Below are 20,802 nucleotides of genomic sequence, written 5' to 3'. Positions count from 1 at the left end.
CGCTTTGTCGCCTAACGCCTGCCGCTCAGGATAGAGCCGAGCACTCCCCCCAGGCCGCCACCGAGACCGCCGGCACCGCCAGCAGCACCGCCACCAGCCAGGCCGCCAAGCACCTGACCCAATACGGAACCCAGTCCGCCGCTCTGTCCTGGACGGTTGGACTGCGACGACAGATATCCAGCAACCAGCATCGCAACAATCGGGAGCATTTTCTTGAGCAGGGCCGGGTCCAGACCCGTTGTCTGAGATGCCTCGCTCGCGACGTCCCGACTGACAGTTTTTGAACCAAAAATCTGTCCGAGAATGTCGTTGCCCTTACCCACCTCGGTCGGCTGCGGGCCAACGACATTGCGGGTCAGATCTGCCCCGCCGAGCGATTCAAGAATTGCACCAAGACCGCCTGCGCCGCTCTGTGTCTCGCCTTCAGCGCGATCTCCAAAACCAGTCAGGATCGAAGGAAGCAGCGCGGTTGCCCCTTGCATCGCCTGTTCTTCCGAGATGCCCAGTTGCGCAGCGATCGATTCAAGGCCGCCTTGCGATCGCAGAATATCATTGATGTCCATCGTGGGCTCCTAGTGAGTATGGCGAACTTCCTTACGCGATTACAGAGGATTAGCAATGCAGGAGCACCAAACCTCGGCGACGCTCCGGTTCACGCGGTGAGAATGTCATAGGCTGTTTGGGCGCAATAATGGGTCAAGCTGCGCTTAGCATGTTTTGACCAACCGCCCCAGCCCAAACCCACCCGAAGCATGGCACGCTGACGAACCAACCGAACGCCCCACCAGTTCTGAATGACGCATTTCCATATTTGAAGGTATGTTGCCGCTTAGGTGACTCGAACACCTGCCCCATCATTACGAATGAGATGAAAGCACTCGCCAGAAAGCGAGGTTTTCCAAGCTTTCAGGGCTCAATTTTTGACCTAAATTTGGCTCTACCCACGCAGGATCCAGTTACGGGTTCGGTACATTCAATGCGGTTTCCTCGTGAAAGCGCTTTGGTAGGAAAAATTGCAGAAAAGTGACCTTCGCTATATCTCATCGACACCGGCTGGTGACTGGATTTGCATCTGCCATTTCACCAAAAGCGGACTGGCCGCTAATCCCGCTTTTTTATAAAAGCCGACTGTCATCTGACGGCCCAACTCGCGACTTGCAGGACCATTACGAACAAGGCGGCATCTAAAGTTAGCGCCATGCCTAGCAATCACTAGCAATTGACACCTAATGCAAGCTCTCTGCGACAATCCGAATTTTATGCAGCAATTACATAATAATGATCGACTGCCATGATAAGTACGGATATGCGGATTTTGCTGTCCGGCCAAAGGGGCACCGCTCTTTTAAATAGGGTTATCTGATTGATATCGTTCGCAGGCTTTCTCTCCTCCTACGAATACGTGCTGCAAATTTTGGCTCTGGTCACGATTGTGCTCGTCACACTTTCATCAATCGATGACTTGTTCATAGATGCCGTTTATTGGGCACGACGGCTGAAACATCGCTTGTTCCAAAAGCATCACAAGGCGCCGGTGCAAGCCTTGCTCGCGCGGCCCGAACAACATCTGGCTATAATGCTTCCAGCCTGGCAGGAGCACGATGTAATTGCGGCAATGGTCGATAATGCGATCTCAACATTAACATATGAAAATTATACGATTTTTGCCGGAGTTTATGCCAACGATCCGCAGACAATTGCCGAGGCAGAACGGCTCGCCAAGCGATATCGCCGAGTCAAAAAGGTCGAACTTCCTCATGGCGGACCGACCTGCAAAGCTGATTGCCTAAACTACATTGTAGCTGAAATATTGGCGCATGAAGCGCGCGAGGAAATTGCGTTTGCAGGTATCATCCTGCACGATAGCGAAGATGTTCTACATCCGCTGGAACTTAAATATTTCAACTATCTGCTTCCGTATAAAGATTTGATCCAGCTGCCTGTTGTCTCATTAGAACAGGGTTATCGCGATCTGGTTGCTGGCATTTACATGGATGAGTTCGCCGAATGCATGCCAAGGATCTGGTGGTTCGGGAAGTGCTGACTGGTTCGGTCCCTTCTGCAGGCGTTGGCACATGTTTTTCACGAGATGCCATGTTGCTGCTGATGGAAAATGGCCAGGAACCCTTCAACAGCGCAACGCTGACAGAAGATTACGACATCGCCACGCGTCTGGCGGCCCGCGGGCAGACATCCATTATCGCACAATATCCGGTGGAATTCCGCGTAAGACGTCGCTCGCTCCTGGGGATGGGTCCTTCGCAAATTCTGCAATTCGAGATGCCACTATGTGTGCGCGAACACTTTCCCAACACGATCCGCACATCGTATCGCCAAAAGGCACGATGGACACTTGGGATCGCCTTACAGGGTTGGGAGCAACTCGGCTGGAGCAAATCGCCGATCGCAAATTATTTCCTATTTCGTGACCGAAAAGCAATTCTGACGCCAACACTTGCCATCGTTGGCTATTTCTTGGCGATCAATTACATCGTTCTCAACATAGCTTCCTCGCGGATGGGACTACCCCGATTTTTGCTTTTTGACGCTAGTCCGTTTGAAACCTCGCTGCTGATATTCAACGCGTTCGCGCTGTTGGCGCGTGTAGCGCAGCGCATGTATTTCACGCATATTATCTATGGGTGGGGGCACGCGATGATGGCTTTGCCGCGCATATTCCTCGCCAGTGTCGTCAACTTCTTGGCAACGATGCGCGCGCTCAGGATATTTGTGCGAAGCAAGATCACCAAAGAGAACATAGCTTGGGACAAGACAGCACATCGGTTTCCGACGCGAGAATGGCTGGTACAAGACAAGCGCGCTCTGGGCGACATACTTGTTGAATGGGAAGCCGTTTCTGCAACCGACCGTGACGCTGCGTTAATCGAACAATCTAGCACGGGAGAGAACCTGGGCGTTATTCTGCTGCGCAAAGGCCTTGATGAAATGCTTTTGACTGAAGCAGTTGCGAGCCAAACAGGACTGCCATTTACGGAAGTGAATTTGGAGGCCGCAAAGGCATTTCATGGTCGGCTACCAGCGGACGTCTCACTCCGACTGCGAGCACTTCCGATTGGCGTCAGTGATAAGGGTCGCTTGAAGATCGCTTTTGCTCGCCCACTTTCCGACGAAGAATCGAAGCGCATGATCGAGCGCCTGGGCGGAAAATTCGTTCAGCTTATTGCGCCTGAAAGCCAACTGGTGGCCACAATCAAGCGGTTGAATGATGAAACAGCGCCGACCCAAAAGGCTCTGGGAGTTCCACTGCTTCATGAAATGCTGCTTGAGGGCGGACTGGTGTCACGCAAAGCGATCAAGACCGCGATGCGGAAATATCGACCGGCCCTGCACGGAACCTTCGGGGAATATCTTGTTGCGCGCGGAATTATCGATGGCGACATCATTGCTAAGCTCGCACTTGAACAGAGGTTGATGATCGTCGACCAACAGAAAGAAACAGCATGACCCTGAAGAACGCTCTCATTGTGGCTGTACTGATCGGGGTAATTCCAGCAGCCCCTGCCAGCGCACAAACGACGCAGGCATATGAGGCCGCCGAACAGGCATATCGGCTGCAGGCTGCTGGCGATCACGCTGCAGCGCTCCAACAGGCCCGCCAGGCGGTGACAGCGGCTCCTCTAAACGGTGAATACTGGGCGCTGCTGGGGCAGGAAGCCGGGGCCGTTGAACAATGGACAGAAGCGGCAGAAGCCTACCAGCGTGCAGCATCGCTGACTCAGGATGGCGATGCGCGGGACTATCGCTTCCGCGCTGCTGTCTATTCATATGTCATGGCGGGCCAGCGAGAGGCCGCGCTTGGAATTTTGGCGCAGGCTGCCAGCGATCCGCTTGTTTCGCTGCAGGGATCAGTCGACTGGATGATGGTTGCGATAGCGGCTGGCGACGACCGGTTGGCTCAGTCACTGCTCGACGATGGACCAGTTCCAGACACGATGAACCGCCAGCAATTGCTGGACGCCGCTTATAGTGCCAAGCGCCGTGGGCTCGACGACCGTGCAGTGCAACTTTTCCGGCAAGGCCTTGCGCGGCAGCAGGACGGGCCACTTGATGCAGGCCAGCGCGCCGCAATTGAACGAGAGATCACACTCCTGGCAAATCGCTGGAGCCTGAGCGGGCAGATTGCTTATGCAGAAAGCGACCAGCCTTTGGCGCTGTTCAATCAGGGTTCGACAACGGGACAGACACTGCAGGGTGGGCTTGAGCTGGGCTATCGGCCATTCGGTTGGCAAAATGGCCGACCGCTCACGCTGTTCGGGCGCACCTTTGTTGCAACTCAACTGAATGATGACGGCCTGATGAGCGATGTCGTGCAGGGTTGGGCAGGCCTGCAATACAAGCCCCTGTCCAACGCCAACCTCGTGCTGGAAGCTAGCCGCCTGATTGCGCTCAATGACGCTGCTATAGATGACTGGGGTCTGCGTGCGGCATTTTCCCAGGAGAATGGATTAGATGTCATGCGCGGACGTTCAGACTGGACGGCATGGCGCCTTTACGGGGACCTTGCATATCTGATCGATGCAGATGTGGCCTACGGGGCATTCGAAGGGCGATATGGACGCGCTTTCAACATTAGCGATATCATCGTTACCCCGCACGCGCTGGCCTACGCCGGATATGACAGCAGCCGAAATGACCAATGGGGCACTGCAGTCGGGGGAGGATTGAGTGCCCGTCGATGGCTTGCCAATCGGGGCGTTGGCGCAACACCTTCGTATGTCGACCTGACGGTCCAATATCGCGCGGGCATTAGCGGCGCAGAGCAAATACAAGGTCTCAGTGTGGTCTTAAGCTTCGGCACCTGATCAAGCGAATGACCGAGAAGGCGACACATAGCAGAGCACGCTTTTCAAATCAGAACGGGTTGTCAGCTAACGACCCAATTTCGGACATTGCTACTCACTACGCGGTGCGGAGTACTAACGCTCGTCAAAATACCATTAGAGAAAAGTCCCCATGCATCATTACCTCCAGGTGGGGCACCTCGGCTATGAGTTGCACCAGCGAAAGTGGCTGGCTGACATCTCCTTGCGGTGACTTGCCCTTCCCTAGCCGATCACCCTGGTTGCGTTAGCCGATGCATTTGCTCGGGCAAGAACCAGTTTAGTTGTATCCAGTATTTTCCTGATTTTGAGCCTCTTCAGCAAATTGTCGCGCGATCGCAATATCCGCATCACTTAGGATCGCGAGGAGCTTTGCTTCCCGTTGATGCGCAAGAAGTGCTTCTTTCCCCCACGCTTCGGCAACGATGACCGCGATTTTGCATCGGTTTGCCAGGGGGTCATTGATAGATTCCTTCAGACAACGCGCCTGCTCAGATCGGCAGTTCGCTCCGCTGAGTTGCACGGACGGTTAGGCGGTCACGACCGGCACCAACGGCTGGCCGCCAATCAGGCCTGTCTGTTGCCAAACCACCTACAGACGTTCAGGAAGGCTCACAATGAACTGCAACCGCCGAGTGGGTTGGCATGGGTACTGCCTATTTTCCTACCCAAAGCGCCCCAAGCAGGACCCAAAGACGCGACCAGCCGAACGGCCTTTCCGCTTCAAGTCTCGATTTTTCCTACTGGAAGTGGTGGTGCCGCTTAGGTGACTCGAACACCTGACCCCATCATTACGAATGATGTGCTCTACCAACTGAGCTAAAGCGGCCCTGCGCGCTGCGGGTGGCAGCTGCTGGAATATGGAGGCCCGAGCCGGAATCGAACCGGCGTGCGAGGATTTGCAGTCCCCTACGTAACCACTCCGCCATCGGGCCATTCCTTCAACAGCCCATCACCCATGGCGCTGAACTGCAAAGGAAGCGGCCCCCTAGCGCGTGGCGCGGGCCAAGGCAATCCGCTTCTTGGGAAATTGATTGGGCCGCCGCCAACAGGGCTGGCCATGCGGCAAAGTTTCTTTATGAAACTTTGCCATGAGCATTGGACATCTGATCGAGCCGATACAGGCAGGCGGAGGCACGCTGTCTCTGCCCGGCGCAGCACAATGGATGCAGGGCCGGACATTATATGGCGGCGCATCGGCGCTGATCGCTTATGCTGTAGCCACGCGCAGCTTTCCCGGTTTGCCGCCTTTGCGGGCAGCCCAGATCGGGTTTGTCGCCCCTGTTGGCACGGACATGGAATTGCGCTGCGAGATGATCCGTGAGGGCCGGAACGTGGCCCAGTTGCGCAGCGAAATTCTGTGCGATGGCAAGGTGGCGCTGACTGCTTTCTGGCTGTTCGGCACCCAGCGCGAAGCCAATGGCCGCCACAGTGCGGCACCCCTGGATGGCGCGCCCGGCGCTCCTGAAGACGGGGCAAATGCAGTATCGCAGCAGGCGCCCGGCTTCCTCACCAATAATTACGAAGTGCGTTACACAGCCGACCGGGTGAATGCGGGCGAACCAGTGGTGCGCCGGTGGGTCAGGCTGCGAGAGCCGTCAGGTCTGGATCCGGTGTCGGAAATCATCTTGATGGGTGACACATTGCCGCCCTCGGCCGTGCGGTTAATGGAACGGCGCGGGCCGATCAGTTCGATCAACTGGTCCTTCAACCTTCTGGAAGCCGAACCGCATACGCGCGACGGATGGTGGCTGGCGGAAACTGCCAGCGACCATGCCGATCATGGCTATTCCAGCGAACGGCTGCGGATGTGGAATACCGATGGCACCCAGGTCACATCGGGCATCCAGTCAGTCGCCATATTTGGCTGACAATTGATCGAAAACGGCTGGTATGCTGTCAGGCTGGATAACGCGCGCCGCTAAACGTCGGTAAATCTGGCCGGGCGTTGTGCCATGCCAGCCATCACTGCCTCGATCTGGTTGGGCGTGCGCATGATGGCGTGCTGTTCGATACTTTCTTCCATCAGCAATTCGTCAGTCGAGCGGTCGTGCATGGCGTTGGACAGCCGCTTGGCAGCGCGAATGGCGTGCGGGTTACGACTGGCGATTTCCTGCGCCAGAGCAGTGGCGCGGCCGAGGGGGTCTGCATCCACAAAAGTGGCCAAGCCCATCGCGGCTGCTTCTTCCCCGCTGAACTGGCGATTGGTATAAACCAGTTCGCGCAGCACATCATCCCGCACCAGTCCGCGCCACAGGGCATAACCGCCCATGTCCGGCACCAGCCCCCATTTCAGTTCCATGATGGCCATGCGGGCATCGGGCGCGGCAATGCGGATATCCGCCCCGCTGGCAATCTGCATCCCCCCGCCAAAGCACACACCGTGGATGGCCGCGATGACCGGGACCGGCAATTTGCGCCATTGCGTCGCGACTTGCTGGAATTTGTTGGAATTGCCGTAAGTCCGCTCGGTAAGGCCCGGTTGGTCAGGTGCTGGTTCCTGCCCGAAACTGGCCGTGTCCAGCCCGGCGCAAAATGACTTGCCTTCCCCCGACAGGACCACCGCTCTTAGCCCGCGGGCCTTTTGCAAAGCATGGCCAGCCTCGATGATGCGTTCAAACATTTCCGGATCAAGAGCATTCATCTTGTCGCCGCGCACCAGCCGCACCTGCGCCACGCCATGATCGCCCATGGTGATTGAAACACGGTCATTCGGGGAGAAATTCATCTGCATCACCTGTAATTTCTGCTGTGCACCTATCGTTGCCCAACCGAAGGTAGCTGTCCAGATATTGTTGCGGGGTGGCCGGGCAATCGTCTGTTCGCAGAACAGGATAGGCAGCCGCATCAAGCAGATAGCCTGCAGGCACCGTCACGATCAGCCAGCTTGCGCTGAAAACGTGCAATTTTGCGCGCAGGCGGGCCACATGCACTTCGACCCGGTTGGTTTCAGGATCATAGTCGATCCGCCATACTTCAGCCAGCAACCGCTTGCGCGAAAGGGGCTGGCCGGCGCATTCTGCCAGCCGCCAGAACAATTCGAACTCGCGCGGGTGGAGCCCCAGCCAGCGGCCATCAATACTGCCATCCCGGTGAAACAGGTCGAGCATCACCGGGCCAGCGCGAAAATGGCGTGGCAGCATTTCAGCCCCGGCGAGAAAAGATGCGCGATCCATATGTGTCAGCCGGATAAATCGAGGCGGAACGCCGGCATTATACACATCACAGCAGCCGGCCAGACTGCATGCTATAAATATGTGCGGTAGTGACAATCAGATGATCGATGAGCGGAATATCCAGCGCCGCTGCCAGATGGCGCACGCGGTCTGTCGAACGGATGTCATCTTCGCTTGGCCGGCAAATGCCCGAAGGGTGGTTATGGGCCAGAATAAATCCCTTGGCATCGGCGGCCATCGCCTTGGCAAACAGGGTGCGGGCGCGGGTGGCAGCGCAATGGGTCAGACCTGTCGCCAGCGTTTCATCGGCCAGATAGTGGCCGGCCGAATCCAGATAGGTGACATGCAGCCGTTCTTCCCGGGCATTTTCAAAGTGCGACCGGACGAAGGTGAGAAACCGCGGGTCAGCAAGCGGCACAGCGATTGTACGGCAAGGCTGGCGGAGCCCCCGCCCCCCAGTGGAGAAACTCACCGCCGGACGCCCCGTAGCCCATCCGAGCCCGCGGAAGACCTGCGCCATCCCCTGTAAGGGCCATACCGCTTTTGCCGCTTTAGATGCATCTGCAGGCCCATTGCCAAAGCCAGTATCTGAAAATAGGACGGGAGGATGTAGAGTATGGCATAGGCAATCGGCGTCATGCCCGACGTCATCTCGCGCGCCAGATGCGCACTCAGCGCAATCAGTTGCAGGCCTGCAATCCATAGCGTGTACATCCGGTTGGCGCGCAGGGCGATGACCACCAGCGCAATGGCTGCCGCAAAATCAAGCGCAGCATGAAAAAGATCGACCGACGACAGGGTCACGCCCCGGTCCAGCACCAGATGGTAGACCCGGTCGATGATGAACATGGACAGCAGCACCAGCGCAACGCCCCGTTCCGGCCCACCACCTTTTCTGAGCGCGAGCAGGCACACCACTGCCATCAGGGCAAACTGGATGAGGGCCCGGTTGTCCAGAATCAGCTGCAAAATGGTGCCTTCACTGGCCTATGCTGCTTCCTGCATCTGCTGTGCTGGCATGGCATTGAGCGCGCTTGGTTCGATAATGGTGGGGAAATCTTCATCCGGGCCGGCACGTTCACGGGCGACCTTGCTCAATTCGTCATGCACCCGCAGCAGGCTGGTGGACATGGACAATGCCTGCTGTTCCGCCTGAACCAGACGCATGATGGCGCGCTGGCCGGCATCAAGCGGCACTTCGGGGTTTTGCCGCGCAAGCAGCATGGCCTGTTTCAGCCGCGCACATGCCAGCATCGCTTCGTCGGACAGCGCTTCTGCTTCGCGCATCAGCTTGCGTATATTCAGCGCATCCGCGCGCATTTTGGCCGTCATTGTGTGGGCCGTCATTGCTTCGGTAGTCATCGCAATGTCTCCGGAAAACTCCGGGCGCAGCCAGGCTCAACCGGTTGCACCCTGGTTGTCTACGGGAACGGAAGCCTGTCCATCCAGCACCTCGCTTAGGGAAAGCGCCGCTGATACGACCAGGACCACTGCGGCAATCATGCCAAACGCCAGTCCGACCATAACAGCGAGACGGTATAGGACGGCGTTATCACCGTCGAGCGCCCCGAAGACGACCACCGGTTCGATATCGTGTGCCCAAAGCGCATCGCGTGCGACCACATGTGCATCGGACACCCTAATCGAACCGGGGTCATCCCGGGTCAACTTCTGGCTGGGAATGTCCAGTTCTGGCAGCTGCTTAATGCTGTATGCAACATTTCTGAAGGGGGGAATGGCTCCTTCAGCTGGCGCATCTTCAGGCTTTTCAGGCTCGCTTTTGCGGAATTCTTCCACCAGTTCATTCAGGCTGGATGCGCCGTAAATGCCCTTCAAGGCGCGGATATGCTGGTTGATGCGAGTTTCGGAAACACCCATTTCACCGGCGATCAGCTTGATTGGCTGTCGCCGGTCGATACCTTCCATCACCGCGCGCTGTTTTACAGTCAGCGTCCTGGTGGCTTCGCCAATCACTGATGGTTCCTTTGCCATAACCTGCCCTTGCTAGGTTAATGGCGGCGATTCGGCAAACTTGTCATGCAGTTGAATTTGGCCAGCGGCGTCAGGTAACACTCGCCAGATAGCGTTTCACATTGCGCGCCGCCTGGCGCAGCCGCTGTTCATTTTCCACCATGGCGATGCGGACAAAGCCTTCGCCTTCCTCGCCATAGCCGACACCCGGTGCCACGGCGACTTCGGCGTGTTCCAGCAATTGCTTGGAAAATTCGAGACTGCCCATGGCTTTCAAGGCCGGCGGCAGCGGTGCCCATGCGAACATGGATGCAGGCGGCGGCGGAATGTCCCAGCCGGCACGGCCAAACGCTTCCACCATCACATCGCGGCGCTTGTGATACAGGAGCCGGTTGCTTTCCACGATATCCTGCGGGCCATTCAATGCCGCGCAGGCGGCCGCCTGGATGGGCGTGAATGCGCCATAATCGAGGTAGCTTTTCACCCGCGTCATCGCGGCAATCAGCGCCCTGTTGCCCACCGCAAAGCCCATGCGCCACCCGGCCATGGAATAGGTCTTGGACATGGAAGTGAATTCCACCGCGACATCCTTCGCGCCGGGCACCTGCATGATCGACGGCGTGGGATTGCCGTCAAAATAGAGTTCGGAATAGGCAAGGTCGGACAGCACCCAGACCTCGTTTTCCTTTGCCCATGCCACCAGCCGTTCGTAAAATGCCAGGTCGACCACTTCTGCGGTGGGATTGGACGGGTAATTCACCACCAGCACACTTGGGCGCGGCACGGTAAAGGCCATCGCATTGTCGAGCGCGCGCCAGTAATCTTCATTGGGCGTGGTTGGCACGGAGCGAATAGTGGCCCCTGCAATGATAAAACCGAAGGTGTGGATCGGGTAAGACGGGTTGGGCGCCAGCACCACATCACCGGGCGCGGTGATGGCATTGGCAAGGCTGGCCAGCCCTTCCTTGGACCCCATGGTCACCACCACTTCTGTTTCCGGGTCCAGATCGACCCCGAAGCGGCGGCCATAATAATTGGCCTGTGCGCGCCGCAAGCCGGGAATACCGCGCGACTGGGAATAGCCATGGGCGCTGGGCTTGCGCGCCACTTCGCATAATTTTTCGATCACATGGGCTGGCGGCGGCTGGTCCGGGTTGCCCATCCCAAGGTCGATGATATCTCTGCCTTCACGCCGGGCCGCGTGACGCAGGCCGTTTACTTCGGCAATCACGTATGGCGGCAGGCGCTTCATGCGGTAGAAATCGGTATCCATCATATCCCTTGGTGCGTTTCAGGGCGGTTTGCCCCTGGCTGTGTTGATCTTCCGGCCTGATTATCAGACAAGCAACAATTGCATAGGTGCAATCGCTCTCGCGCAATCCTATAAGGCAAAAACACCGACAAAGGCACATCGCGGATGTGTCATGCAATTTTCTCAGAATGAGGCCCGATATGGCAGGCGCCAGCAAATCCGACGAAACCTTCAGCGAATTGATGCAGGCGCAGGCCCAGCAGATGCAGGCTTTCTGGGGTCAGATGCTGCCAATGCTGATGCCTGCCCAGATGATGCCCGGGATGACGTCCGGACAGATGGCGCCTGATGCAGATGCGATGGCACAATGGAACGATGTGGCCGGCAGGCTGCACACCATGTGGGCGGATTTCCAGTCGAGCCAGACATCCGCGGCGAACCCGGTTGCGGCCATGTTTGACCCGGCGCAGTGGCTTGGCATGGCGCAGAAATGGTATGAACTGATGCCGATGGCCGATCCTGCGCGGCAGAAGCAGATGGTGGATGACAGTGTTGCCTTGTGGCAATCTGTGCTGGGCCAATACCGGTTTGGCGATGATGGCACGGTGGATGCTGACAGCGCGCCGCAGTTGCCCCGCACCGACCGCCGCTTTGCCGATCCCAAATGGCAGAACCAGCCGGTTTTTGCCCTGATCCATCAGACCTATCTGATGCTGGCCGAACGGCTGAACGCGATGGTGGATGATATTGGCGGCATTGACGCGGCCAAACGCGAACAATTGCGCTTTGCCACCAGCGCCATGATCGACGCTCTCAGCCCGGCCAATTTCCCCGCCACCAATCCGCTGGTGCTGGAACGCACGCTGGAATCCGGTGGGGAAAATCTGGTTAAGGGCATGGAACATCTGATGGCCGATCTGAAGCGCGGCCAATTGACCCATACCGATCCCGAAGCATTCACGCTGGGCGATAACATCGCCATCACGCCGGGCAAGGTGGTGCATGAAACCGAGCTTTACCAGCTCATCCAATATAGCCCCACGACGGACCAGGTGCTGGAAACGCCGCTGGTGATTTTCCCGCCATGGATCAATCGGTTCTATATCCTTGATCTCAACCCCAAGAAAAGTTTCGTCAGCTGGTCTGCGGCGCAGGGGATCACCACTTTCATGGTCAGCTGGAAATCAGCCGATGCGTCGATGAAGGACGTGGTGTGGGATGATTATATCCGCGCGCAGATGGATGCGATTGACCATGTAAGGGCGCGGCTGAAGGTCAAATCTGTGCATACCATCGGCTATTGTGTGGCCGGGACCACGCTGGCGGCAACGCTGGCGATCCTGGCGCGCCGGGGCGAGGCGGACAAGGTAGCAAGCGCGACATTCTTTACCGCGCAGGTCGATTTCAAACAGGCAGGCGAATTGCTGCACTTTGTCGATGAAGCGCAGATCAAGGCAATCGATAGCATGGCCACTGATGGCTATCTGGATGGCCGGGTGATGGCGGCCACGTTCAATCTGCTGCGCGGCACGGATCTGATCTGGAATTACGTGGTCAACAATTACCTGCTGGGCGAGGATTATCCCGCATTTGATATGCTGCACTGGAATGGTGATGTCACCAACCTGCCGGCCAAATGGCACAAGAGCTATCTGATTGATCTGTACCGCGACAACCGGTTGGTGGTGCCAGATTCCATGTCGGCGGACGGCACGCCGATTGATCTGACCCAAGTCAAAACGCCCTGCTACATCCAGGCCGGCAAGGAAGACCATATCGCACCTGCCACCAGCGTCTGGCGCATTATGGACCAGTTTTCCGGGCCAATGCGGTTTGTGCTTGCAGGGTCGGGCCATATTGCCGGCGTGGTCAACCCGCCTGCTGCCAACAAGTACCAATATTGGCGCAACGACAAGGATGTTTCCTCGCTGGATGAATTCATTGCGGGCGCCGAAGAACACAAGGGCAGCTGGTGGCCCGACTGGTTTGAGTGGCTGACCAGCGTGGATAGCGCAAAAGTGCCCGCCACCGGCAAACGCAAACCCGGTGCAAAAGGTGATATTGTGATTGAAGATGCGCCGGGCCGTTATGTGATGACGCGCTAACTTCCTGTAATCACATATCATTCACGGTTTTTGCTGCACTGCACAAAAATGCTTGACTTACCAGCTGCAATGCCTATTTTGTGCACTGCAACATAAAGCTCGTTTGGACGGGCGTTGGAAGCACAAGGATTTTTATTATGGCTGATCAAGCCGCAAGCAAGATCGATGCAGCAACGCAAAAGGCAATTGCCGATGCCGCTGCAAAGAATGTCGAAGCCAATGCTCCGGCAAAGAAGGCAGACGATACCGTGAACATTGCGGCTGTGGCCCAAGCTGTCGAAGCAGACGCCAAGCCAGCAGCTAAACCGGCTGCAACCAAAGCCGCTGCAGCAACGCCTGCCCGCAAGCCCGCTGCAAAGCGCAAAGCGCCGGTGAAGAAAGCTGCAGCCAAAAAGGTCGCCGCCAGGAAGACTGCTGCGAAGCCCGCAGCCCGCAAAACGGCTGCCGCGCGCAAAATTGCCGCACCGGCAGACACCAAGACATCAAACTACAGGGATACCATCATGACCAAGGCTAAAGAAACCACCGCCGATTATTCCGCACAGGTCAAGGACGGCTTTGCTGATCTTCAGACCCGCGCCAAGACCGTTTACGAAAAGGGCACTGTGCTTGCTTCGGACATGGGCGATTTCAGCAAGCAGAACGTTGAAGCTGTTGTCGAAGCCGGCAAGATCCTGGCATCGGGTATGCAGGACATGGCCAAGTCCTACGTTGCTGACGGCAAAGCTGCTGCTGCGGCCATCGCTTCTGACGCCAGGGAAATCGCTGCGGTAAAGTCGCCGACCGAATTCGCTCAGTTGCAGAGCAAGATTGCCAGCCGCAATTTCGATGCGACCGTGGCAACCGTTTCCAAGACCACCGAAGCATGGGTCAAGCTGGCAAATGAAGCGTTCGCGCCAATTTCCAGCCGCATGAGCGTTGCCATGGACAAAGTCCGCAAGGCAGCCTGAAGCCTGAGTGCTGACACCGGCGCCTTGACCCGGTGGAGCACATCACGCTGACGCATTTCAAAGCGGGCCGGACGGTTTTCACCGTCCGGCCCGTTTGCGATTCTGCCCCGTTTGCGATTCTGCCCCGTTTGCGATTCTGGCCCCGTTTACGTGTCGGGCAATATGCGAACCTGCCTGTGCCCTTTCGTCCTTGACCATTTTACGTTGGAACAGCGGGCGGGCGCGGCCAAATTACGCGCAGCATCTTGCGCTGGGTCAACTCGATACGATATTACGGCTGCCATGACAGTCCGACCCCATCATCCTGAACCAGCTTTGTTCACCCCCCGCGCATCCGACAAAAAAGAGGATGGCGGCGATGGCGGCAACCAGGTCGGCATTGCGACCAAAACCCAGACCAAGACGAAGAAGCCAAGCCAATACAAGGTTTTGCTGCTGAACGACGATTACACGCCCATGGAATTTGTGGTGATGGTGCTGAAGCGGTTTTTCCGCATGGATATTGATCAGGCGACCCGGGTGATGCTGCATGTCCACCAGAAAGGTGTCGGCATCTGCGGCGTCTTTTCCTACGAAGTGGCCGAGACCAAGGTTAACGAAGTGATGGATTTCGCGCGGCAGAACCAGCATCCGCTGCAATGCACGCTGGAAAAGGCATAAGGCGCCGGCGCGTGTGGCCTGAGCGTTTCTGGCCTGAGCGCGTATGGCTTGACTGCTAACAGGCCGCCACATCTGGGGCTGGGTAATTAGCCGGGTTCAAAGCCAGCATAACAGAAGGCATGACCGCCAGCGAAATTCGCGCTAAGGGCGCGCGACACCTTTCACCGCTAACCGGCAGGCTGCGCGACCTTGTTCAAATTCATTCCCGCCATAGACCGGTATATTCTGCGGCTGGTGCTGGTGCCCATGATCGGCGTTTTCGTGCTGGCAGCATCGCTGTTCACGCTGGACAAGATGCTGCGCCTGTTCGACTTTGTCGCGACCGAAGGCGGGCCGGTGGGCGTCGTCTTCAAGATGCTGGCCAGCCTTGTCCCTGAATATGCCAGCCTGGCAATCCCGCTCGGCCTGCTGCTGGGCATTCTGCTGGCATTCCGCAAACTGGCCACTTCCAGCGAACTGGACGTGCTGCGTGCAGTGGGCCTGGGATATGGTCGGCTGCTGCGCATGCCCTACATCATCACCGCGCTGATGGTGGGGCTGAATGTGGCGCTGGTTTTCTACGTCCAGCCAATGAGCCGCTATTATTACGAGCAGTTGGAATATGAATTGCGTTCCGGCGCGCTGGGCGCTTCCATCAAGGTGGGCGAATTCACCACCCTGGCGGACCGCACTGCCCTTCGGATCGAGGAAAGCCGCAACGAAGGCCGCCAGCTGATCGGCATTTTTGCCCGCGTGGCCAATAGCAAGGGGCAAGTGCTGTCCATATCTGCCCGCGAAGGCAATTTCCTTGCTACCTCCGACAATCCCGACACCATCATCCTGCGTCTTACCGATGGCACCATCGTGCAGGATATGGGCACCCAAGGGGGCCGCAATTCCACTCCCCGTGTGCTGAGTTTCACGCGCCATGATTTGCCAATAGATTTGCCGGCGATGGAAAAATTCCGTCAGCGCGGTGATGCCGAACGCGAATATATCCTGCCCGAACTTCTGCGCATCGGGTGGAGCCCGGAAGGCACCGAAACCCAGCGCGATGCCAGTCAGGCCAGCTTCAATTTCCGCATGGTGGAGGTTGTGATGATGCTGCTGCTCCCGCTTCTGGCTATCTCGCTTGCTATCCCGCCCAAACGGTCAACGTCCGCATTGGGCGTTTTCCTGTCCATCGTGATGGTGGTCGCCTATCACAAGGTGAATGAATACGGGCAGGATTTTGCCACGCTGGGCCGCGCGGATCCGGTGCTGGCGTTGTGGGGGCCATTTGCGATTTTTGCCGCGCTGATCATGTGGATGTATTACCGCGTGGCCTATGTTCCGGGCGGGCAGGCAATTGGCGCATTGGAAAGCGGCTCTGCCAAAATTGCCAAGAAAATCCGCAAACTGTTCCGCCGCAAACGGCGCCGGTTTGAACCGGTCATCGATGATGATGGCGACCTGCAACCGGAGGCGGCGCAATAGCCATGCAGCTTGATTTCTTCCCATCGCGCACATTGACCCTCTATCTGGCCAAGATGTTTGCCCTGCGTATCATCGCCATGCTGGCGGTGCTGGTGCTGGTGCTGATGTCGCTTGATCTGCTGAGCACCAGCGGCAAAATTCTGGGCGCACCGGGCAATGGGCAGGCCCAGTTATGGACCTATGTCACACTGCGGGTGCCGCAGGTGATTGCGCGTTTCCTGCCCTATTCGGTGCTGCTGGCAACCATCATCTCCCTCGTCACGCTGAACCAGAACAGCGAAGTTGTGGCCATGAAGGCTGCGGGCCTGTCCGCCCATCAGGTGCTGGCGCCGCTGCTGTTGACGGCGGCAGTGGTGTCACTGGTCAGCTTTGCCTTCAACGAACGGGTCGTCACACGCTCCACCGCGACGCTGAAGGCGTGGGAAGCCAATGATTTTGGTCCTGTCCCGCAGGATTCCGGCATCAAGTCCAATGTCTATCTGGTGGATGGGGACAATATCCTGGCAGCCAGTTCCATCGCCGGAACAGGTGCCGCCACGCAGATGAACGCAGTGACCTGGTATAAACGCGATAAAGGCGGCATCCTGTCCGAACAGATCCGCGCCAGCAAAGCGGTCTATGCCGCCCCGGGCTGGGAATTGCAGGACGCCACGCGGTTTGATGTCGAGACCGCCGATACAACCACTGTTGACCGGATCGTGGTGGCTCCCGGCCTCACCCCGGAACAGATCGAACTCGACAGTATTGATGCCGATGCGCAGAGCTTCTGGAAACTGTCGCAATCCATTGAAGACTTTGAGGCAGCGGGCCGCCGCACTGCGGAATTGCGGGGCAAATGGTGGCACAAGATTTCGGGGCCACTGTCGGCCTTTTTGATGCCCTTGCTGGGGGCGGTGGCGGCCTTCGGACTGGCCCGATCGGGGCAGCTGTTTGTACGCGCAATTATCGGCATGGGGCTGGGATTTGCCTATTTCGTGGTCGATAACGCCGCTCTCGCCATGGGCAATTTTGGCGGCTACCCACCCCTGCTGGCGGCATGGGCACCGTTTTTCCTGTTCCTGCTGATTGGCGAAACCGTGTTGATCAGGACTGAGGAATGACGGCATCTGCATCGCCGCACCCTGCAGGGTCGCAGCCTAAGTGGTCTCTGCGCCTTGCCCGGCCGGAAGATGCAGAATTTCTGCCCGCCATTGAGCAATCTGCCGCGCAGCTTTTCAAGGCAGAACCGCAACTGGCGCATCTGGCCAATGCAGAAGTTATCACGCAGGAACGGCACCGCATCCTGATTGGCAAGGGCCGGTGCCTGGTGGCGCTGCGCGATAACAGGATTGCCGGTTTTCTCAGCGCCATCAGTGTTGGCCGCGAAATCCATATCCTCGAATTGTCAGTCCATGCAGATTGCCAGCGGATGGGCATGGGTTCAGGCCTGGTGCGCGCAGCCATTGTCGATGCCCGCAATTCGGGATTTCAGGCCCTTACCCTGACGACATTTTCGGACGTTGAATGGAACGCGCCATTCTACGGCGCACTCGGATTTGTCGCGGTCGAAGAACTGTCGGCCCACCCGCGCCTGGCAGAACTGCTGGAAAAAGAGACTGCGTCCGCTTTGCAAGCAGGCCTGCATGGTTCGCAACCGCCGCCTGATGAAGCGGAGCCCGCCCCCGGCAGACCCACCCCACACAGAATTGCCATGATCCGCTTTATCGCCGGCTAGGCCGCCGGGAACAAAGCTCGCCTTCCGGCGTCTTGGGTCAAACCATCTGAAGGAAAATCCGATGAAAAAATTTGCAATTGCTCTCGTCCTCCCCGCTCTCGTCGCGCTTGCCGCTTGCGCTGATAATGATGCTGCGGGCGAAACCGATGCCATGGCCACCACTGGCGAAGCCGCCACTACAGCCGCGCCGATGGGCGGCGACAGCGCTGTTGCCGCTGATGCAACCGCTGGACAGGCGGCCACCGACACTGTTTCAGGAAACGCTGCCACTGGCGACCGCGTTACGATTGATGCCAATGGCGTGAATGCGGACATCACTGACGGTAACACCCGCGTTCAGGCCAATGTCGATGGCAAGCCATCGCTGACGGTTGAAACCGACTAAGGGGTTTTTTATCCCGACACAGCCACCATATTGGGGCGGTCCGGCAACGGGCCGCCCTTTTTGCGCAGGTCTGGTCAGCGCTTGTTCAGCGACACAGATATATTGCAGTGCACCATATAGTCTTTTAACGGGCTCCGCAGCGCGCTTGTGGCGCAGGTGGCAACGGCCTGCTATGGGCGCATCTCAAATAACCAGGAAACAGACAGTGTCTCAGACCAACTCCGCATCCGACAACGCTTCGGTCAGCAAGGCTGGCAGCACTGCTGACCAGAGCAATCTGCCGTTCTGGAAGCGCAGTCACTACCTTGACCGGATGACGCTGGGCCAGCTGATCGTGGCCTATTTCCAGCATTACACCATCATCACCTATCTTGGCCTAGTGGCCCTGTGCATCGTGGCATTTGCGTTTTACCCCGCCAGCGTGCTCGGCACTGTCCTGTCTGCGGCTGCGGCGTTCTTCGTCTATCCGCTGGTTTGGCATCTGCTTCATCAATATGTTCTGCACGGCAAATGGATGTGGAAATCCAAATGGCTTTCGCCAACATGGAAGCGCATCCATTATGACCACCATCAGGATCCGAATGAACTGAACGTCCTGTTCGGCGCATTGCACACCACCGTGCCCACCATTGCCATTGCAACGTTGCCTGTCGGCTGGCTGATTGCCGGCCCCGGCGGCGCGCTGACCGCCTTTGCGGCGGGCCTTTTGACCACCTGTTATTATGAATTCATGCATTGCATCCAGCATCTGGCATTCAAGCCCAAATGGGCATGGGTCCAGCACATGAAACAGCGCCATAACGAACATCATTATTTTGATGAAACGGGCAATTTCGGCATAACCAATTATGGCTGGGACCGCCTGCTGGGCACGTTTTACGAAAAGAAGGAGCGCCCCAAGCGTTCGCCCAGTGTGTTCAACCTTGGCTATGACGAAGAAGTTGCCAAGACCTATCCATGGGTCAAGGATCTGTCGGGCGGCATCGCCAGCGGCCATCCGCGCCGCCGTGCGCTGGGCAAGGAAGGCCAGTCCTGAACGGCTGACCGGTCAGGCTTGATTTTCGATAGTTGGGGGCATCGGGAAATGGGTGACATTACCGTCACGCCGCTGTCGGCGGCAAACAAGCGTGACCGCGCCAGATTTGTCGATCTGGGGCGGACATTTTCCAGCCAGTTGCCGCATTTCGTGCCGCAGCTGCGGGCAGAACAGCTGGAACTCATTAACCCGCACAAGAACCCGTTTTTCGCCCACGCCCGCGTCCAGCTGTTCATTGCCCTACGTGATGGGCAGGCCGTGGGGCGCATTTCTGCCCATATTGACGAACTTGCCCTTAAAATTCCGCCGGAACAGGGCATGGGGCCGGGCACCGGCATGTTCGGCTATTATGATGCGGCGGACCAGGCCGTGGGCGATGCCTTGCTGCGGGCTGCCGAAAACTGGCTGCGTGCGGAGGGCATGACCAGAGTTCTGGGCCCGATTTCCCTGTCCATCTGGGAAGAGCCTGGCCTGCTGGTAAAAGGGCATGATCACGCCCCCATGCTGATGATGGGCCACCATCCGGCGCATTATCAGGGATGGATCGAAGCGGCCGGCTATGCGCCGGTGAAATCATTGCTGACATATGATCTGCCGATAGGCGATCACTTTCCCCCTTTGGTGCAGCGCATCGTCAAATCGGGTGAGCGTAACGAACGGATTGCCATCCGCCCGGTCGATAAATCCCGGTTTGAAGACGAAGTGCGGATTATCCTGGGTATTTTGAACGATGCATGGTCGGGTAACTGGGGCTTTGTTCCATTCACCGAACGCGAAATTTCCTATGCGGCCAGGAAAATGCTGCCGCTGATCCATCCTGAACTGGTGCGGATTGCCGAACTTGATGGCCGCCCGGTGGCGTTCATGATCACTTTTCCCGACATCAACGAAGCGCTGGTGCAGACGGGCGGAAAGCTGTTTCCGTTTGGCTGGTTCAAACTTCTGCGCTGGGTCCGCCGGCCACGCGGCAAGCATATGCGTGTGCCGCTGATGGGCGTGCTGAAGGAATTTCATAATTCGCGGCTGGCCAGCCAGCTGGCTTTCATGATGATCGAAGTCATCCGCAAGGAAGCAGTCGAAACCTTTGGCGCCACGCGTGCTGAAATCGGCTGGATCCTGGATGATAATCAGGGAATGGTGGCAATTGCCGATACCATCGGCGGCAGTGTGAACCGCGAATATCTGATCTATTCCAAAACGCTCTGACGTGGTATTTGTATGGCTCGGCGCATAGGGGCCGGCCGCGGCTGAAACGCG

At 57.6% G+C, this 20,802-nt stretch carries 22 protein-coding genes and 2 tRNA genes; 13 read left to right on the top strand and 11 right to left on the bottom strand.

Annotated features, from left to right (window positions below; all coding sequences use genetic code 11):
* Window positions 1–11 precede the first annotated feature (11 nt).
* On the bottom strand, window positions 12–563 hold the full coding sequence (locus GRI44_RS12825; protein ID WP_160602130.1) for a DUF937 domain-containing protein: 552 nt from the start codon (window positions 561–563) through the stop codon (window positions 12–14).
* Between the two features lie 800 nt (window positions 564–1,363).
* Here GRI44_RS12825 and GRI44_RS12820 point away from each other — a divergent pair.
* Genes GRI44_RS12820 through GRI44_RS12810 form a run of 3 tightly spaced genes read left to right on the top strand, consistent with a single transcriptional unit; the run spans window position 1,364 to window position 4,823 of the window.
* Complete coding sequence (locus GRI44_RS12820) at window positions 1,364–2,044, top strand: glycosyltransferase (protein ID WP_160602129.1); 681 nt, start codon at window positions 1,364–1,366, stop codon at window positions 2,042–2,044.
* Complete coding sequence (locus tag GRI44_RS12815; RefSeq protein ID WP_160602128.1) at window positions 2,008–3,465, top strand: glycosyltransferase family 2 protein; 1,458 nt, start codon at window positions 2,008–2,010, stop codon at window positions 3,463–3,465. The genes GRI44_RS12820 and GRI44_RS12815 overlap by 37 nt, the downstream gene beginning before the upstream one ends.
* Window positions 3,462–4,823: an NfrA family protein gene (locus GRI44_RS12810; RefSeq protein WP_160602127.1), complete on the top strand. Its 1,362-nt coding sequence runs from the start codon at window positions 3,462–3,464 to the stop codon at window positions 4,821–4,823. Before GRI44_RS12815 ends, GRI44_RS12810 begins: the two co-directional genes overlap by 4 nt.
* Window positions 4,824–5,121: 298 nt before the next feature.
* Here GRI44_RS12810 and GRI44_RS12805 read toward each other — a convergent pair whose 3' ends face one another.
* The 3 genes from GRI44_RS12805 to GRI44_RS12795 form a co-directional block, all read right to left on the bottom strand.
* On the bottom strand, window positions 5,122–5,364 hold the full coding sequence (locus GRI44_RS12805; protein ID WP_160602126.1) for a hypothetical protein: 243 nt from the start codon (window positions 5,362–5,364) through the stop codon (window positions 5,122–5,124).
* 230 nt (window positions 5,365–5,594) lie between these two features.
* Window positions 5,595–5,670 (bottom strand) — tRNA-Thr (locus GRI44_RS12800).
* Between the two features lie 32 nt (window positions 5,671–5,702).
* Window positions 5,703–5,776: transfer RNA gene (locus GRI44_RS12795), tRNA-Cys, on the bottom strand.
* A 156-nt stretch (window positions 5,777–5,932) separates the two neighbouring features.
* Here GRI44_RS12795 and GRI44_RS12790 point away from each other — a divergent pair.
* On the top strand, window positions 5,933–6,712 hold the full coding sequence (locus tag GRI44_RS12790) for an acyl-CoA thioesterase (RefSeq protein WP_160602125.1): 780 nt from the start codon (window positions 5,933–5,935) through the stop codon (window positions 6,710–6,712).
* Window positions 6,713–6,762: 50 nt separating this feature from the next.
* On the opposite strand, the gene GRI44_RS12785 is transcribed toward GRI44_RS12790, so the two are convergent.
* The 7 genes from GRI44_RS12785 to GRI44_RS12755 form a co-directional block, all read right to left on the bottom strand.
* Window positions 6,763–7,569: a crotonase/enoyl-CoA hydratase family protein gene (locus tag GRI44_RS12785; protein WP_160602124.1), complete on the bottom strand. Its 807-nt coding sequence runs from the start codon at window positions 7,567–7,569 to the stop codon at window positions 6,763–6,765.
* Complete coding sequence (locus tag GRI44_RS12780; protein ID WP_160602123.1) at window positions 7,550–8,017, bottom strand: winged helix-turn-helix domain-containing protein; 468 nt, start codon at window positions 8,015–8,017, stop codon at window positions 7,550–7,552. The genes GRI44_RS12785 and GRI44_RS12780 overlap by 20 nt, the downstream gene beginning before the upstream one ends.
* A gap of 46 nt (window positions 8,018–8,063) precedes the next feature.
* Window positions 8,064–8,435, bottom strand: a complete 372-nt coding sequence (locus tag GRI44_RS12775; protein WP_160602122.1) for a JAB domain-containing protein — start codon at window positions 8,433–8,435, stop codon at window positions 8,064–8,066.
* Window positions 8,436–8,485: 50 nt separating this feature from the next.
* Window positions 8,486–8,986, bottom strand: a complete 501-nt coding sequence (locus GRI44_RS12770) for a hypothetical protein (protein WP_160602121.1) — start codon at window positions 8,984–8,986, stop codon at window positions 8,486–8,488.
* 18 nt (window positions 8,987–9,004) lie between these two features.
* A complete protein-coding gene (locus GRI44_RS12765) occupies window positions 9,005–9,364 on the bottom strand; it encodes a hypothetical protein (protein WP_232843140.1) in 360 nt (119 codons plus the stop codon).
* Between the two features lie 51 nt (window positions 9,365–9,415).
* On the bottom strand, window positions 9,416–9,943 hold the full coding sequence (locus GRI44_RS12760; RefSeq protein WP_160602120.1) for a hypothetical protein: 528 nt from the start codon (window positions 9,941–9,943) through the stop codon (window positions 9,416–9,418).
* A 136-nt stretch (window positions 9,944–10,079) separates the two neighbouring features.
* Complete coding sequence (locus tag GRI44_RS12755; RefSeq protein WP_160602404.1) at window positions 10,080–11,261, bottom strand: LL-diaminopimelate aminotransferase; 1,182 nt, start codon at window positions 11,259–11,261, stop codon at window positions 10,080–10,082.
* A gap of 167 nt (window positions 11,262–11,428) precedes the next feature.
* Here GRI44_RS12755 and GRI44_RS12750 point away from each other — a divergent pair, with 167 nt between their 5' ends.
* From GRI44_RS12750 to GRI44_RS12710, 9 genes are all read left to right on the top strand, one after another.
* Window positions 11,429–13,345: a PHA/PHB synthase family protein gene (locus GRI44_RS12750; RefSeq protein ID WP_160602119.1), complete on the top strand. Its 1,917-nt coding sequence runs from the start codon at window positions 11,429–11,431 to the stop codon at window positions 13,343–13,345.
* A 137-nt stretch (window positions 13,346–13,482) separates the two neighbouring features.
* A complete protein-coding gene (locus GRI44_RS12745) occupies window positions 13,483–14,295 on the top strand; it encodes a phasin family protein (RefSeq protein ID WP_160602118.1) in 813 nt (270 codons plus the stop codon).
* A gap of 282 nt (window positions 14,296–14,577) precedes the next feature.
* Window positions 14,578–14,955, top strand: coding sequence for an ATP-dependent Clp protease adapter ClpS (gene clpS, locus GRI44_RS12740; RefSeq protein WP_160602117.1), 378 nt, complete (start codon window positions 14,578–14,580; stop codon window positions 14,953–14,955).
* Window positions 14,956–15,201: 246 nt separating this feature from the next.
* Entirely contained in the window at window positions 15,202–16,410 is a 1,209-nt protein-coding gene (locus GRI44_RS12735; protein WP_232843188.1) for an LptF/LptG family permease, read from the top strand.
* Between the two features lie 2 nt (window positions 16,411–16,412).
* Window positions 16,413–17,510: an LPS export ABC transporter permease LptG gene (gene lptG, locus GRI44_RS12730; protein ID WP_160602115.1), complete on the top strand. Its 1,098-nt coding sequence runs from the start codon at window positions 16,413–16,415 to the stop codon at window positions 17,508–17,510.
* On the top strand, window positions 17,507–18,124 hold the full coding sequence (locus GRI44_RS12725; RefSeq protein WP_160602114.1) for a GNAT family N-acetyltransferase: 618 nt from the start codon (window positions 17,507–17,509) through the stop codon (window positions 18,122–18,124). The genes lptG and GRI44_RS12725 overlap by 4 nt, the downstream gene beginning before the upstream one ends.
* Window positions 18,125–18,185: 61 nt before the next feature.
* Window positions 18,186–18,509 (top strand): hypothetical protein, encoded by a 324-nt coding sequence (locus GRI44_RS12720; RefSeq protein ID WP_160602113.1) that lies wholly within the window; start codon window positions 18,186–18,188, stop codon window positions 18,507–18,509.
* Between the two features lie 313 nt (window positions 18,510–18,822).
* Complete coding sequence (locus tag GRI44_RS12715) at window positions 18,823–19,545, top strand: sterol desaturase family protein (RefSeq protein ID WP_232843187.1); 723 nt, start codon at window positions 18,823–18,825, stop codon at window positions 19,543–19,545.
* 48 nt (window positions 19,546–19,593) lie between these two features.
* Entirely contained in the window at window positions 19,594–20,751 is a 1,158-nt protein-coding gene (locus tag GRI44_RS12710; RefSeq protein ID WP_160602111.1) for an N-acetyltransferase, read from the top strand.
* Window positions 20,752–20,802 lie beyond the last annotated feature (51 nt).

The sequence above is a fragment of the Allopontixanthobacter confluentis genome (assembly GCF_009827615.1).
Lineage (GTDB): Bacteria > Pseudomonadota > Alphaproteobacteria > Sphingomonadales > Sphingomonadaceae > Allopontixanthobacter > Allopontixanthobacter confluentis.
Note: the sequence above shows the minus strand (reverse complement) of the source record. Positions and strands in the feature narration are given on the sequence as shown.